Source organism: Methylovulum miyakonense HT12 (assembly GCF_000384075.1).
GTDB lineage: Bacteria > Pseudomonadota > Gammaproteobacteria > Methylococcales > Methylomonadaceae > Methylovulum > Methylovulum miyakonense.
This window is the reverse complement of record NZ_KB913025.1, coordinates 4,209,529-4,222,352: the sequence shown is the minus strand read 5'-3', so window position 1 is coordinate 4,222,352 and position 12,824 is coordinate 4,209,529. Positions and strand designations below refer to the sequence as shown.

At 48.8% G+C, this 12,824-nt stretch carries 20 protein-coding genes; 4 read left to right on the top strand and 16 right to left on the bottom strand.

Going from position 1 to position 12,824, the window contains the following annotated elements:
- Positions 1-2: 2 nt before the first annotated feature.
- The 3 genes from METMI_RS0120800 to METMI_RS0120790 are packed head-to-tail and all read right to left on the bottom strand — an operon-like array spanning position 3 to position 1,469.
- Complete coding sequence (locus METMI_RS0120800; RefSeq protein WP_029151854.1) at positions 3-494, bottom strand: GNAT family N-acetyltransferase; 492 nt, start codon at positions 492-494, stop codon at positions 3-5.
- Positions 388-807, bottom strand: coding sequence for an antibiotic biosynthesis monooxygenase family protein (locus tag METMI_RS24865; RefSeq protein WP_019868228.1), 420 nt, complete (start codon positions 805-807; stop codon positions 388-390). The genes METMI_RS0120800 and METMI_RS24865 overlap by 107 nt, the downstream gene beginning before the upstream one ends.
- Entirely contained in the window at positions 798-1,469 is a 672-nt protein-coding gene (locus tag METMI_RS0120790; RefSeq protein ID WP_019868227.1) for a transglutaminase-like domain-containing protein, read from the bottom strand. The genes METMI_RS24865 and METMI_RS0120790 overlap by 10 nt, the downstream gene beginning before the upstream one ends.
- A gap of 164 nt (positions 1,470-1,633) precedes the next feature.
- On the opposite strand from METMI_RS0120790, the gene METMI_RS0120785 reads away from it, so the two are divergent.
- From METMI_RS0120785 to METMI_RS0120775, 3 genes are all read left to right on the top strand, one after another.
- Positions 1,634-2,812 (top strand): hypothetical protein, encoded by a 1,179-nt coding sequence (locus METMI_RS0120785; RefSeq protein ID WP_019868226.1) that lies wholly within the window; start codon positions 1,634-1,636, stop codon positions 2,810-2,812.
- Between the two features lie 165 nt (positions 2,813-2,977).
- Positions 2,978-3,880 carry a metallophosphoesterase family protein gene (locus METMI_RS0120780; RefSeq protein WP_019868225.1) on the top strand — a complete coding sequence of 301 codons (903 nt, stop codon included), beginning with the start codon at positions 2,978-2,980 and terminating at the stop codon, positions 3,878-3,880.
- Between the two features lie 11 nt (positions 3,881-3,891).
- On the top strand, positions 3,892-4,248 hold the full coding sequence (locus METMI_RS0120775; protein WP_019868224.1) for a cupredoxin domain-containing protein: 357 nt from the start codon (positions 3,892-3,894) through the stop codon (positions 4,246-4,248).
- Between the two features lie 292 nt (positions 4,249-4,540).
- Here METMI_RS0120775 and METMI_RS0120770 read toward each other — a convergent pair whose 3' ends face one another.
- The 12 genes from METMI_RS0120770 to gstA form a co-directional block, all read right to left on the bottom strand.
- Positions 4,541-5,047 (bottom strand): SRPBCC domain-containing protein, encoded by a 507-nt coding sequence (locus METMI_RS0120770; protein WP_019868223.1) that lies wholly within the window; start codon positions 5,045-5,047, stop codon positions 4,541-4,543.
- Positions 5,048-5,068: 21 nt separating this feature from the next.
- Positions 5,069-5,632: a GNAT family N-acetyltransferase gene (locus METMI_RS24860; protein WP_019868222.1), complete on the bottom strand. Its 564-nt coding sequence runs from the start codon at positions 5,630-5,632 to the stop codon at positions 5,069-5,071.
- Between the two features lie 24 nt (positions 5,633-5,656).
- The gene (locus METMI_RS0120760; RefSeq protein WP_019868221.1) at positions 5,657-6,088 is read right to left on the bottom strand and encodes a carboxymuconolactone decarboxylase family protein; all 432 of its coding nucleotides are present in this window, start codon (positions 6,086-6,088) and stop codon (positions 5,657-5,659) included.
- Between the two features lie 51 nt (positions 6,089-6,139).
- A complete protein-coding gene (locus tag METMI_RS0120755; protein ID WP_019868220.1) occupies positions 6,140-6,622 on the bottom strand; it encodes an SAM-dependent methyltransferase in 483 nt (160 codons plus the stop codon).
- Positions 6,623-6,756: 134 nt separating this feature from the next.
- Positions 6,757-7,461: a DNA-3-methyladenine glycosylase I gene (locus METMI_RS0120750; RefSeq protein ID WP_019868219.1), complete on the bottom strand. Its 705-nt coding sequence runs from the start codon at positions 7,459-7,461 to the stop codon at positions 6,757-6,759.
- Positions 7,462-7,497: 36 nt separating this feature from the next.
- Positions 7,498-7,890, bottom strand: a complete 393-nt coding sequence (locus METMI_RS0120745) for a VOC family protein (RefSeq protein WP_019868218.1) — start codon at positions 7,888-7,890, stop codon at positions 7,498-7,500.
- Between the two features lie 99 nt (positions 7,891-7,989).
- Positions 7,990-8,256 (bottom strand): hypothetical protein, encoded by a 267-nt coding sequence (locus METMI_RS27580; protein ID WP_198007951.1) that lies wholly within the window; start codon positions 8,254-8,256, stop codon positions 7,990-7,992.
- Between the two features lies 1 nt (position 8,257).
- Complete coding sequence (locus tag METMI_RS27575; RefSeq protein ID WP_019868216.1) at positions 8,258-8,461, bottom strand: hypothetical protein; 204 nt, start codon at positions 8,459-8,461, stop codon at positions 8,258-8,260.
- Between the two features lie 90 nt (positions 8,462-8,551).
- Positions 8,552-8,959 carry a GNAT family N-acetyltransferase gene (locus METMI_RS0120735; RefSeq protein ID WP_019868215.1) on the bottom strand — a complete coding sequence of 136 codons (408 nt, stop codon included), beginning with the start codon at positions 8,957-8,959 and terminating at the stop codon, positions 8,552-8,554.
- A 218-nt stretch (positions 8,960-9,177) separates the two neighbouring features.
- Positions 9,178-9,876, bottom strand: a complete 699-nt coding sequence (locus METMI_RS0120730; protein WP_019868214.1) for an NAD(P)H-dependent oxidoreductase — start codon at positions 9,874-9,876, stop codon at positions 9,178-9,180.
- A gap of 459 nt (positions 9,877-10,335) precedes the next feature.
- Positions 10,336-10,797, bottom strand: coding sequence for a GNAT family N-acetyltransferase (locus tag METMI_RS0120725; RefSeq protein ID WP_019868213.1), 462 nt, complete (start codon positions 10,795-10,797; stop codon positions 10,336-10,338).
- 86 nt (positions 10,798-10,883) lie between these two features.
- Positions 10,884-11,489 carry a glutathione transferase GstA gene (gene gstA, locus METMI_RS0120720; protein WP_019868212.1) on the bottom strand — a complete coding sequence of 202 codons (606 nt, stop codon included), beginning with the start codon at positions 11,487-11,489 and terminating at the stop codon, positions 10,884-10,886.
- Positions 11,490-11,615: 126 nt separating this feature from the next.
- Here gstA and METMI_RS0120715 point away from each other — a divergent pair, with 126 nt between their 5' ends.
- A complete protein-coding gene (locus METMI_RS0120715; RefSeq protein WP_019868211.1) occupies positions 11,616-12,023 on the top strand; it encodes a winged helix-turn-helix transcriptional regulator in 408 nt (135 codons plus the stop codon).
- A 175-nt stretch (positions 12,024-12,198) separates the two neighbouring features.
- On the opposite strand, the gene METMI_RS0120710 is transcribed toward METMI_RS0120715, so the two are convergent.
- A complete protein-coding gene (locus METMI_RS0120710) occupies positions 12,199-12,804 on the bottom strand; it encodes a DJ-1/PfpI family protein (protein ID WP_019868210.1) in 606 nt (201 codons plus the stop codon).
- Positions 12,805-12,824 lie beyond the last annotated feature (20 nt).

Here is a 12,824-nt window from a genome sequence, read left to right as displayed (position 1 = left end):
AATTATTTGGCTAAAAAACAAACCAATTGCAATTCATCAACGTATTCGCCATTTATATAAACGGAGCCGGGTTCTTGGGCGAATTGGCTAAAACCCATCGCCGCATAAAGCCCTATCGCCCGTGGGTTGGTCGCCAATACCGTCAAATACACTTGCCTTAGACCGTTGATATTGCCCGCCAAATTGAGCGTTTCCTGGACTAAGGCTTTGCCAACGCCTTGGCCCGTTGCGGCAGGATGCACAAACATGCGCAACAACACTGCCTTATGGCGTGTTTTAAATCGGGTTTCGCGGTCAAGGCTGACTGTACCCACCAACTGCGTGCCAATGAATGCGCCTAGCGTGAAACTTTCAGCCGTGAAACGGGTAGGAATGCGCGGTTGCGCATCATCTTCCAAAGCCACGCGGAAATACGTTTGTTGTTCCGTCAGCGCGTAGATCCAGAGCTGGGTATATTCGGTATGATCGGCTGCTTGTAGCAATCTGATGTGCATGTTTATCCATAATCTCAGATCCATCACTGATCAAGGTGTAATGCTCAACAGTTGGAAACGGGTCATAAAAATGATGTAACAACGCCCGCCAAGTTTGGTATTCGGCGGAACTACGGAAACCTTGGGTATGGGCTTCCAACGTCAACCAATTGACCAATAGAATATAGCGGCTTGAATTTTCCAGGCAACATTGCAATTGGTGCGAAACATAGCCATCCATCGCCATAATAAGCGGCTCGGCTTGCCGGAAGGCGGTTTCAAATTCGCTTTCTTTACCCGTAATGATATTGAGTATGGCGACTTCTAAGACCATGATGATTGCCTATCAACAGATAAATTTGGCGAGGCACCACCCTCAATATCCGGCAAGTGCTTATACACGTCTTCAACACTGGCGTAGCGCGTCAAAACATCAATTACCACAGACAACGGTTCAGGCAAAATTTCGGCAAAATCACGTTCTAAACCGTCAACGATGGCAAAGGCCAATTGCTCGAACGGCGGAGTAAATTCGGCTTTTACACCTGGTTTATTGCCACGGGCATCGATACGGTACCAACCGTGGCGTTTGAGATAAACCGCATTCAAGCCATGCAAACAATACGGCGAACCCTCACCATCCAAACTCAAGCGTTGGTAACACAGCCCAGAGGGAATGGCGTTAGCGCGTAATAAGGCCGCCAACAAATGGCTTTTTGCATAACAATAACCCGTGCCATGCAATAGTACATCGGAAGCTTTACAGGTCACCGGATTCAATTGATAGTCCCAGCTATGTTTGATTTCATCGCGGACGAACACAAAACAACGCTGGCTAATCTGTTCATCGGCTTGGCAACTCTGGGCCAGCTCAGCCGCTTTTGCAATAACAGCCGGATGCTGCCAATCCAGATATTGGCTATTTTCGAGATAATGATTCATATCAAAGGGATTAAAGTGTGTCGGGCGTTGACCAATAATCAGTATGCGTTTCATAGGGTATGTCAACGAAGGGTAGCAATGTTGGCGGCCTTATACAAATCACATTTAATTGAATTCTCCGTGATCATTTCGTGATGCTTGGCTGGGCACAATAGCCGTGCCTCAGCCAATCGGCTGATTGATGGGCAAACCCTTTAATTTGATCCGGAGCATGCAAGATGAAATTTAGCAAAAAAACGAATGTATTTACCACCGCCCTGTTAGCCACGCTAGCCACTACGGCCTTCGCCGAGGGCTTGGGCGATAACGTGGTCCCGGCACCGCCTTCTATTGGTTCGGTCGTGCCATTGACCTATTTTGGTCCCGCCCCTTCCAGCGTTAACCCCAGTTTTATCGGCCCGCACCAGTTATTAACGGCGGGTAAGGTCAACATCAACCGCCTGACCGTCACTTTGCCGTTGTACAAAGCGGTGTCACCCGAAGGCGAGACCTATTGGTATGTGTTGACCGACAGTAATGACCAGGCCAATTCTGAAGCTTTGGGCCTGAACTTCTCCGGCAAGCTGACTTATGCCGAGACCGGGCGCGGCGTACGTCATGCGACGCAGCAGTTTGACGGCACTGTCAAGTTTACCACCGCACAAGCAGGCGTTGATTTCGCCCCCAGGTTCAAAGTGGTGCCTGGGGATGCACCCAACTTATTCCCGCCTAAAGAGTTCAAGCCCGGTTCAATCGGTCAGGAGAATTACAGCCCGTTGATGAAAATCGACAATGTCGGCGGCTATATTTACAACGCCCCGATAGTCGCCAAGGGCACTGAGGAACAGCTCAATGCCTTTTGCGATGCAAACCCCGACAAACGCTTAGTCCATGACAAGACCCGCCGGATATGCCCCGCCGAAGGCACGGTCGAATTGAAACTGACCCTAGGTTTTACCTTCTCGCGCCCCCTGCTGTATTTGAGCCTGGAAGCCAGCCACGAATTGCCTGCCACGATGGAACAAGCCACTTTTGCACCGGGTTTGCAGGATATTGGGGTGGGCCGCGATGACAGCGCGTTCAGTGCCGTGGAACGCTTGTTCGCGGTCGTCAATGGCCCGATGGGGAAAGACAATCCGCAACGCCAAGGCTTTAACAGCGCCTTGGCAGGTGAGGGCGGGCCATTGAACGTACTGGGGGGCATCCCGACTGTGGCGACTGACTATAGCCCATTGTGGGACATCAACGCGGTTGAGTGGACGGCGGACGCCATCAAAAAAGGCTACCGTTCGCGTGTCCTTGGCGAGTTTGAACTGTTGGGTTTGGTACAACAAGGCTGGCTGACCGGCCCTGGCGGGGCGAAATTTGGTTCAACCGGATTTATTGTCAATTGCCCACCGGTCATGCGTCTGCTGTAAGTTTTTCCAGTTTCTTTACAAAACCATTGTTACTGCTTGCTTAGATTTGGCTTTACGATTGGCCTACATGGCGGATAACATTCTTGCATAGGATGTTATCCCTTTAAATGTTGTGTTAACTGACGGCAATAGGCCGGCAGGTAAATTTTTTATAGGGATAAGGGGATGGCCCACTTAATCGACAGAAGACAATTTTTACACTTGGCGGGCATAGGCGGGGGCGTGGCTTTTGTCTCCGGCTTAGGGTTTGATGTGTTTGCCGCTGATGGCTTAACGGATGGTTTGCCCGTAGAGGATTTTTATTTCGTGCAACTGTCCGATACCCACTGGGGCTTTAAAGGCGCGGATAAAAACCCTGATGCGGCAGGCACCTTGCAAAAAGCGGTTGCGGCGGTCAACGCCCTGGACAAACCGCCGGACTTTGTAGTGTTCACGGGCGATTTGACCCACACCACCGATGATGCCCAAGAACGCCGCCGCAGAATGGCGGAGTTTAAGGCCATTGTCAGTGAACTTAAGGTCAAGCAGGTCAAATTTATTCCCGGCGAACATGATGCTTCCTTAGATAAGGGCGAAGCTTACCAAGCGTATTTTGGCGATTTGCATTACAGCTTCGACCATAAAGGCATCCATTTCATTGCCTTGGATAATGTCTCCGATCCGGCGGCACAATTGGGGCCAACGCAGTTGGCTTGGTTGCAGGCGGATTTGCAAGTCTTGCCCGCCAATACCCCCATTGTGGTGTTCACCCATCGCCCTTTATTTGATTTATACGCCAAATGGGATTGGACTACCCGCGATGGCCAACAAGCGATTGACATGCTGATGGCTTTTGAAAACGTGGTGGTTTTTTATGGGCATATCCATCAGGAACACCATCATCTCACCGGGCATATCCCGCACCACGCGGCAAAATCGCTGATTTTTCCACTGCCGGCACCGGGGTCTGCACCAAAACGCGCCCCGATACCTTGGGATCCTGCCAAGCCCTACAACGGTTTAGGTTTTAGGAATATCGAAGCCTATCCGTGGAAAAACTACCGTGTTGAAGAAAAGACGCTTACCTGAGGACTTAACTTATGAACCACTATTTGAAAAAATGCCTGTTATGTATGCTATTGCTAGCACCGCTGACGGCAACCGCCGATACCGGTCCCACGGTCATTGTTATAAAAGCCAGTAAATTCTTATTCCAACCCGCCAAAATCGAGCTGAAAAAAGGCCAGACGGTTATATTGGAATTTACCAGCAGCGATAGGATGCACGGTTTCTCCTTACCAGATTTTGCTGTCCGGGCGGATATAGAACCCGGAAATCCCCTGCGGGTTAGCTTCACCCCTGACAAGGCGGGTTCGTTTGTCTTCCGTTGCGACATTTTTTGCGGCGATGGCCATGAGGAGATGGCCGGGGAAATTATCGTGCGGGACGGAGGTTAAACGTTATGCCAGTTAACCGTAGACAATTTATCAGCCTGGCAGCCGGAAGTTTGGCATTCGGCCTGACCGGTTCTAGTCCCTTAATATCAGCAGCGTTAGGGAATCGCTGAATAAATCACTTGAAATGATATAATGGCGGGATCCATCCCCCTGACAAATAGACGCCCAAGCACCAAACCAGCTTCGCCGACCTCGACTGCTGGTCGGTCTGGTCAACCTGTACCTGCTCAGAAGGCCGTTGATGGCCGCCTAGGGGAAAATCCGTAGGCAGCGGAGACTACACTGGCCGTGCCTAGATACGGGATGCCGCTTGCGCCAAGCCTTCCAGCCATTCTTGATGGGCATTCAGCATAGGGTTGGGCTTGGTTGCGGCGAGCATCTTCGCGGGTTTGCCGATTTGGGTTTCCTGAGTGAGGATGCGCACCCGTCCACCGGAAAGGTTTTCAAACAGCCAAGCATGATGGACATCCAGCCGAGTTTCCGCAGTGCCTTCTACCCAACCGTGCCAAGCAACCCGCGCAGGTTCATTGTTCATGGGCGGTTGGTACTCGGTGACTTCCGCTTCTACCGGAAAACTGAAAGTGGTAAAGCGGAAGCGGGCGTTCAAAAACAATTGCGGGTCAGGGCTGTTATGAAAACAAATGTCAGAAACATTGCTGTAGTAGCTAGGCCATAACGAGGTGTCGTTCAACGCCGCCCACACCGTAGCGGCACTTAAGCCACTGATGATGAGTTCATTGGAGACGTAATTGTCGGTCGTGCCGGGCAAGTAAGTTTCGGGCCAGATGATGTGGTTCATGTTGTAATTTCCTTGAGGTTGTTATAACTGCGCTACGCTTTCGTTCAGCAGATGATCGGGGGCTTTAATCCGATAAAACGCATAAATATTGGTAACGCCATTAATGGCTAGGGGCGCTTCGTGGGAAAATTCCCCACCAATTTTTTCTATGGCTTTTCGTGAACGGATATTGTTGATTCCAACGTGAAACCACACCGTATTGGCCCAACGGAAGGCATGTGCCAGCATGAGCTGCTTCATTTCCCGGTTGGTCTGCCCGCCCCAGTGGCTTCTGGAAAGGAAGGTGAAACCAATCGCCACTTCCTGATGGTCAGCATCCCAGTCATAAAATCGGGATGAACCGATGATGCGCCCCGATAGGTTTTCAACCACTACCAAAGCCCCTGGGGAAGCGACGGCGCTGGCAAAAAAGCCACTCTCGAACACCTCGCGTTGATAACGTAGCGGATGTGGGTGCTGCTTCCAAATGAGCGGGTCAGCGGCAGCGGCGTATAAGGCCTCGAAATCCTCAGAGTAAAGCGGCCTGAGCGAAATGCTATTGCCGACTATGGAAGGTTTGAAATCAAAAATACGGGGATTGTTCATGATATTGCTGCCACAAAAATAAAATTAGACCCGCATACTGACGGCGATACGATTAAGTGCATTCATATTGGCAATGCCGATGGTCAGGTCGGATATTTGTGCGTCCGTAAAAATTGCTTTTAACGCGCTAAACGCCGCGTCACTACCGCCGTCGACTGTAATGGCGGTCAACGCTTCCGCCCAAGCAAGCGCGGCGCGTTCTGCATCAGAATAACAAGCCGCCACTTTCCAACCTGCTAGCATGTCGATGCGGGCATCGGTTTCACCCGCTTCCCGCAAGGCTTTGGCGTGCAGGCCGAGGCAGTACGCGCAACCATTGATTTGGGACACCCGCAGGTAAACCAATTCCAGCAAGTTTTTTTCTAGCCCTGATTGTTCAACAGCGTTCAGGCATTCGCGTAAGGCCGTTATCGCAGGTAATGACAAGTCAAAGTATTTTAGGCGGATGTTTTTCATGAAGTTTCTTGCAAATGGATAGAAAATGGTTTGGCTAACTCGTGTTACTTGTTATTTATCGGAATGGCTTGACCAGTAGCTCCGCATCAATTCGTGTGTCCACTGGGGCTGCGTGACCGTTGACGAGGCAGAAACGCTGTCATCACGGGTTTTTAGGTCAATGACGGGTGTGCCGTCGATGGCATCTAATTTCGCCACGGTTAGCCGCCTGTCTGAAACGGAGATAATCCGGCAGATGGTGCTGCCCAGTCGATTAGGCCGAGACTTTGCCCGCTGGGCAAAAACGCCAACAGCAGGCCAATCCGGGTTGTTTCTAGGATGACGGTTCGCAATGACGATTTTCTCTTCGGCAACTTGGTGAAACAAAAACAGCACTTCAACATGCGAAAAATCGGCAAGGCCAAGGAGCGCTTCTTCTGGAAAAGCGTCGGTCAATTCAATGACGGCAGTCGCACGGCTCCAGAAATCATCCTCTGCGGCAATTCTTGATTCGGAAACATAGGCGATGAGAACGATGGTGTATTGTGTAGTCATGGGCAAACTTCCGGCAGGTTAAGGCAAGGGTTGTCCTGTTCTGTAAAAGCATTTAAAGAATGGCGATGGCTGACGTTTCTTGATTTGGAATCCAAAACAGGTTTTGGATTCCAGCGCAAAGCTTGCACAAACCATCAATCAAAATGCTCAGGATTTTGGCTGTAATTTTCACCCACCGAAAACGCACAAATTTTCGATAAATGGCAATACGGAAGCCCGGTTTCTTCCGCCCAAGCGTTAAATTGCGCTTGCACTTTAGCCAAGTCGCCTTTCGATTTGACGGCGGGGGCAATGTCTAATCCGGCTTGGCGCAAACAGGCCACGACATCGGTGGACAGCACAAAAGCGTCCCAGCCTAAATGGCGCAGCAACAGTTGTCCGCTATTGCCGCCAAGCCGGTTGCCACGTTTGTTTAGAAGCGCCATCAAGCCGATTTGGTCGGATGAAGGCCAAGCCGCCAAAAATTGCCCGAAGCTGCCCTGTTCGTCGGCAATTTCCTTTACAAAAATGGCGTTCTCACGCACGGAGAATATTTTTGCCGCATTGCGGACGATGCGCTGGTCGCCCAGCAAGCCATCCCAGAATTCGTTGGGCTGGAACACTAAGCTATCTGGATTAAACCCTAAAAAGGCTTCTTCAAATGCAGGCCATTTGGCTTCTATCACTTTCCAGACAAAGCCGGCGCAAAACACCCGCTTGGTCATCTCCGCCAACACCCGGTCATCGCCAATGTGTTTAAGATCGTCCCGTAATGGCGACTGGGGCAATAAGGCATTTAGGGCTTGTTCGCCGCCTTTACGGTCTTGGGCGCGGGCAATTATGTCGTCAAATTTCAGCATTATTCAGCAACTTGAGAGTTAAGTTTTATATAAACATCATCCGCCTACCGGCGAGCAGATTTCCACCAAAGTACCATCAGGACAGCGGACATACGAAACTACTTGCCCCCACGGTTTTTGCTCAGGGGATTTTACTTCCGTAGCGCCTGCCGCCAAAGCGTTAGCGTGTGCTTTAACCACCGTGGCGGTCACCAAGGCGATTTCAAATCCCAGTGGTTTGCTGGATTCGTTTGCCGCCACAAAACCTGAAGGCAGGTTGATTTTTCCCAGTGCATGCGAGGCAAAGGCGAGCGTTGTCGCGCCGGTTTCAAGCTCGCCGTAGTTGCCAGTCTCGTGCAGGAAGCGGCGTGACAAACCGAATGCCGCTTCAAAAAATGCCAGTGATTCGGTAACGTTGGGGACGTAGATAATGGTATAGCCAAGTTTCATGTGTGTTCCAGTATTTGCCGTATAACGCCGCCATCACAGGTAGCAAAAGAGGGGTGAGAGAAACGAACGCAGCTTTTTGACATTCTGTGCATGGCCTGGTTAGGCACTATCCACCTCAAGCTCGTAAGTCGTGAATTGACTGCCATAAAGCTCGCTTTGAGACACGTTCTTTGCGATTTTACGCAAAAATTTATATTCCGGACGGGTATAAAGAAAATGGATAAATACGGTTTTATGATTAAAATCTTTAGCCCAAACCATTATGTCCTGGAATATTTTTACTCCTATGCCCCAATAACTTTCATCAATGACTATTGCAACTTCATATTTTCCATCTTCAAGCTGAATGCCACACCAGCCAGCCAAGTTACAAGTTAGCGTTAACTAAAACAGCTCTTACTTTACAACCGGACGCATCAACTTCAATTTTGCTAGCTATCCACGACTTTACTAATTCCACATCAAATAACTCATGATCGATAAGATGTTTCCTGAGTTTTTCCTTATTTAATAGAGGAATAAATTCCGCAGGATCTAGCTCTACGAATTTCACATATTCAATAGTGTTCATTTGTGCCTCGATAATTGACGGCCTAACAGCTGAATATACCGACGATGCGCGGTTTTATCGCGCTGGCTCCGGCGGGATGATGTCTTGGCATTAATGATCACTGCCAGCATATATCCACATCGGCTCGGTTTTGCCTGCCCTGGAAAACCCCAGTGACTTATAAAAATCAATGGCGTTACCGTCAGCGGTGAGCATTTGTTGGTGAAAACCAGTGTACTTTTCTTGCATAGCTTGCATCATTTGCTTTCCGACACCTTGCCTTTGATGGTTTGGGTGTACCAGCATGTGAGGAAAGTAAACGACAAGATGACCATCAGAGATTGCGTTACCGATGCCGATAAGATGTCCATTGAGGCGTGCAGTTACAAGACTGTGTGAGTTACGGAGTGCCGCCAATAGCTGTTCTGGCTTTTCAGCAGATGACCATTCATTTGCTCGGTATAGAGCAATAACTTCTGATTGCTCTAATGTGTCTTGCATTGATATTTCAGCGTACATAATGTTTCTTTTGATACCCAACAAGAGTTACACCGTTCTTTAGGACAAATTAGCAAGCGCTGGTTCGGGTGTAACTGAAACCCCTGCCGTTAGTAAAACGCCATCGCCCGGTGATTGGTCTGCGTACTTCATTTAGAAAAGCGAAAACACTGTCAAAAACAAGCGCAACAGGTAACTCTATTGTCTCCTGCCATGAATCATCTTGTCATTAAATTAAGTTATTGTTTAAAAATACCTTTCTCGTAGTTATCCATATTCGGCATGGGTATCGTGTTAGTTTGATCGAGATTCAGCAGGCGTAGCCGATAATTTTCCAAGTATTGGATGCGTTCATCGTTTCCCAAACCATTAAGCCCGTACACTACAAAAGATTCTAATACTTCAAAACCAGTGAAGCCGAAAATGCCCCGATGCAGAGGAAAAAGGATTTCCGCTATATCTGCATAGACACCGCGACTGGAATACACTTCATACGCCCCCCCGATGGTGATTGAGCACATAGCGCGCTTGCCATGCATCATTCCCTGATTAAAATATCGTCCGCCACCGTAAACCCGTCCGACTGCAAATACGCGATCAACCCATCCTTTAAGAATGGCAGGTAAACCCAACCACCACATAGGGAATTGAAAAATCAGCAGATCACAAGCAACGAGTTTGTCCATTTCTGCTTGCAGTTCCGAGTGATAACCATTCGTTGCGCTGGCGTATTTTTCTTCGGTTTGCAAACGAAAATAGTTTGGATCGGCCATATGAGTGAAATTCTGTCGTCCAGAAACAGGGTCAAAACCCATGGCATAAAGGTCGGATACGACGACTTGATGACCTATGCTAGCTAATGTTTCAACCGCACATCTTGTTAAAGCGCCGTTGAAGCTATTAGGTTCTGGGTGTGCGTGTACAATCAAGACTTGCATGGCTAATATTTCCAATTATAAATAAGGATGACAATGACTTGGTTAATCTCTTAAATACGGATTCATTGAGTTGTTACTAAATATGGATTGAATCTCCTCAAGTTTTGCTATATATGCACTGATTGTGGTGCCTACGCTTTCGAAACTTAATTACCTAGGTTGTTAGGATGCCAATTGCAATATTTTATCCCCATCGCCGCATAACCAGACATGTTAACCGTGTTCTAATTGGAAAAAATTGCCGCATAGTAAGGGGTGGGCGTATTCGCAAAGGTAGAAGCCAGCCTAGTTTTTTGGGTCATAATCAATTCCTGTCTATCAGTTTAATAAAAGGTTAATAAGTAATCATTGCCATCCTAATCGTTAGTCGCAATCACCTACAAAACCTTACCAATTTTTTTAAAAATTTTTGAAGCCCAATATCGAGAGTTTTTTAACATGATATATCCAGCAAATTAATCAAAGCTCAGGACAAAGCACCAAGTGCTTGTTCGGGTGCAATTTAAACCCCAGCCGTTGGTAAAACGCCATCGCCCGGTGATTGGTCGGACGTACTTCGAGGAAAATTGCCCCAAGGTTATTAGACCGTAGTGGATTGTCCGGCGTTTGTAGCGTGGTGAACAACTGCGTGGCATGGCCTTGTTGCCGGAAGGTAGGCATGACATACAGTTCATCGACAATGATGATTTCGCCACCGAACTCATTCGACCAAAACGCCATCAACAGTGCGTAGCCGCAAATTTCGCCGTTTTGTTCCAACACCACCGCTTTACCGCGTAGCGGCCTGGCAAACAGTTCCGCCAAGGTTTTTTCGATGATGGGTTGATGGCTATGCGGGTCTTGGCTAGGGTCTTCGTCGTATAAATTTGCACATAAGGCCATGATAGCCGCACTATCTTCCTGTTGGGCGATACGCCACATAAATGGATCCCTTGAATTTTGGTTTGGGCGGAAATCCAGCAAGCTAAGTGGTGACAAAGCTTGCCGGAAGACTGATATATCCCCTATTACAATAAACCTTCGGCCTGCAAGGCCGCCTGCACTCTCGGGCGAGCGGCAACGCGCTGTTGGTAATCAGCCAGCGTCGGCCACGCGGACAAGTCCAGATTAATCCATTTATGCCAATTCAATACGGTAAACAAATAGGCATCGGCAATCGAGAATTGATCGCCCATCAAGTACGCTTTGCCTACCAGTTGGTCAGCAACAAAACCGAGCTTGTCTTTCAGTTTTTTCAGATAGAACTCACTAGCTTGTTCGCCAGCATCTGGCATCAAAATCGGTCCAAAGGTTTTATGCAATTCGGTAGAAATGAAGTTCAGCCATTCCTGCAAGCGGACACGTTCCCAAGTGCCGTTGGCAGGAGCCAAACCAGTTTCCGGCTTTTGGTCTGCCAAATATTGGATAATCGCCGAACTTTCGGTTAAGCGTTCGCAGTTGTCCAACTCCAGCACGGGAACTGAAGATTTGGCATTGATGGCGTTGAAATCTTCGCCGCTTGCGGTTAGTTTGGTTTTTAAATCAACCTGTTCCAAGGTATAGGGTAAGCCTAATTCGCTCAAGACGATATGCGGGGACAACGAACAAGCGCCAGGGGTAAAGTAAAGTTTCATAATAAAGTCTCCTAAAAAAGTGTTGGTTGTCAGGCCCGACGGGTGCTATTTTAGTGACAAGGTTTTTATTAGCAACTAGGTACTTAAAAGTAACTAATCACCCTGGAGTAACCATTGGGAAAAGAAATGCAATTGATGGGTGGGTTTGACATCCGCGAATACAGTGCCATGCGCTGCCCGATGCACGGCTTGGTCAGCCTGCTCACTGGCCCGTGGACAACTTATATCTTGTGGCTAATCCGCACCCACAGCACACTTCGTTTTGGGCAGCTAAAAAAGCAGATGCCCGCCATTTCCGCCAAAGTGTTGACCGAACGGCTGCGGATGCTGGAAAGCGCGGGTATTTTGCTGCGCGAACAAGAAGCGACCATCCCTCCGAAAGTGTCGTATAGCTTTACGCAACGCGGGCATGATCTGGTTGCTTTATTGGATGAAATCAATGCGTTGGCCTTAAGGTGGAGTCTGAGCGACCCCGATAACCCGTTGGTATGTAACGATGATGCTGATGCTGATGATACGGAGGGCGGTAATTGAAAACGGGATAGGATACCCGTCTTAAACAGGTCATTGTAGCCAACTTTGTAGCGGTCAATTCCTTGAACGTTTATAGCTCTGCCGACTTAAGCCATTTGTCTGGTGGATTATTAGTTGTTTTGGTTTTGTTGCGAACCGCCGCAAAAGTGGATTAACGGTTGGCTAAGGTTAAGCATTATTGCCGTGTCAAATACGGAGTAATGTTTGCCATTGCACGCTCGACATACTCATCTTTCTCACCTACTGGCGCTACATAGTGCAGCGCCGAACGGGCGGCCTCTTCGCCTTCAGTGCGGGCAATCATCCAAGCCGCAAGGTACGGCGAAGCAAAACATCCTCCAGCTGTGGCAACATTGCCCGATGCGTAGAACGCTTGGTTCAAAACCTCGACGCCGGCTTCTTGAACCCACGGCTTGGTTGTAAGGTCAGTGCAAGCCGGTACATTGCCTAATATCCCAAGCTTGGCAAGAACCAGTGTCCCTGAACATTGTGCGCCTATAAGCTGACGCTGAGGATCCAAACGCAATGCCGACATTAAAAGCGGATCATTCACAATTTCCCGTGTTTTGATGCCGCTGCCGATAATCACCGCATCCGCTGAAGCCGCCTCCACCAAGGTCGATTGGGCATGAATGACAACACCGTTCATTGATGTGACAGTCGGTTCCGGGCAGCAAAGCGTTACTCGCCAAGAGGTTTTTTTAATCCGATTAAGCAAACCGAGGGCAATGAGCGAATCGAGTTCATTAAAGCCTTGGAAGGTCAGGATGGCGATATGCATAGGAAAATATCCATTTGATA

Coding starts and splice junctions, on each gene's coding strand:
- METMI_RS0120775 (WP_019868224.1), top strand. CDS start 3,892: ATGAACCACTATTTGAAAAAATGCCTGTTATGTATGCTATTGCTAGCA.
- METMI_RS0120800 (WP_029151854.1), bottom strand. CDS start 494: ATGCACATCAGATTGCTACAAGCAGCCGATCATACCGAATATACCCAG.
- METMI_RS0120735 (WP_019868215.1), bottom strand. CDS start 8,959: ATGTACGCTGAAATATCAATGCAAGACACATTAGAGCAATCAGAAGTT.
- METMI_RS24860 (WP_019868222.1), bottom strand. CDS start 5,632: ATGAACAATCCCCGTATTTTTGATTTCAAACCTTCCATAGTCGGCAAT.
- METMI_RS0120780 (WP_019868225.1), top strand. CDS start 2,978: ATGGCCCACTTAATCGACAGAAGACAATTTTTACACTTGGCGGGCATA.
- METMI_RS0120710 (WP_019868210.1), bottom strand. CDS start 12,804: ATGCATATCGCCATCCTGACCTTCCAAGGCTTTAATGAACTCGATTCG.
- METMI_RS24865 (WP_019868228.1), bottom strand. CDS start 807: ATGGTCTTAGAAGTCGCCATACTCAATATCATTACGGGTAAAGAAAGC.
- METMI_RS0120755 (WP_019868220.1), bottom strand. CDS start 6,622: ATGACTACACAATACACCATCGTTCTCATCGCCTATGTTTCCGAATCA.
- METMI_RS0120785 (WP_019868226.1), top strand. CDS start 1,634: ATGAAATTTAGCAAAAAAACGAATGTATTTACCACCGCCCTGTTAGCC.
- METMI_RS0120715 (WP_019868211.1), top strand. CDS start 11,616: ATGCAATTGATGGGTGGGTTTGACATCCGCGAATACAGTGCCATGCGC.
- METMI_RS27575 (WP_019868216.1), bottom strand. CDS start 8,461: ATGAACACTATTGAATATGTGAAATTCGTAGAGCTAGATCCTGCGGAA.
- METMI_RS0120750 (WP_019868219.1), bottom strand. CDS start 7,461: ATGCTGAAATTTGACGACATAATTGCCCGCGCCCAAGACCGTAAAGGC.
- METMI_RS0120770 (WP_019868223.1), bottom strand. CDS start 5,047: ATGAACCACATCATCTGGCCCGAAACTTACTTGCCCGGCACGACCGAC.
- METMI_RS0120760 (WP_019868221.1), bottom strand. CDS start 6,088: ATGAAAAACATCCGCCTAAAATACTTTGACTTGTCATTACCTGCGATA.
- METMI_RS0120730 (WP_019868214.1), bottom strand. CDS start 9,876: ATGCAAGTCTTGATTGTACACGCACACCCAGAACCTAATAGCTTCAAC.
- METMI_RS0120745 (WP_019868218.1), bottom strand. CDS start 7,890: ATGAAACTTGGCTATACCATTATCTACGTCCCCAACGTTACCGAATCA.
- METMI_RS0120725 (WP_019868213.1), bottom strand. CDS start 10,797: ATGTGGCGTATCGCCCAACAGGAAGATAGTGCGGCTATCATGGCCTTA.
- gstA (WP_019868212.1), bottom strand. CDS start 11,489: ATGAAACTTTACTTTACCCCTGGCGCTTGTTCGTTGTCCCCGCATATC.
- METMI_RS0120790 (WP_019868227.1), bottom strand. CDS start 1,469: ATGAAACGCATACTGATTATTGGTCAACGCCCGACACACTTTAATCCC.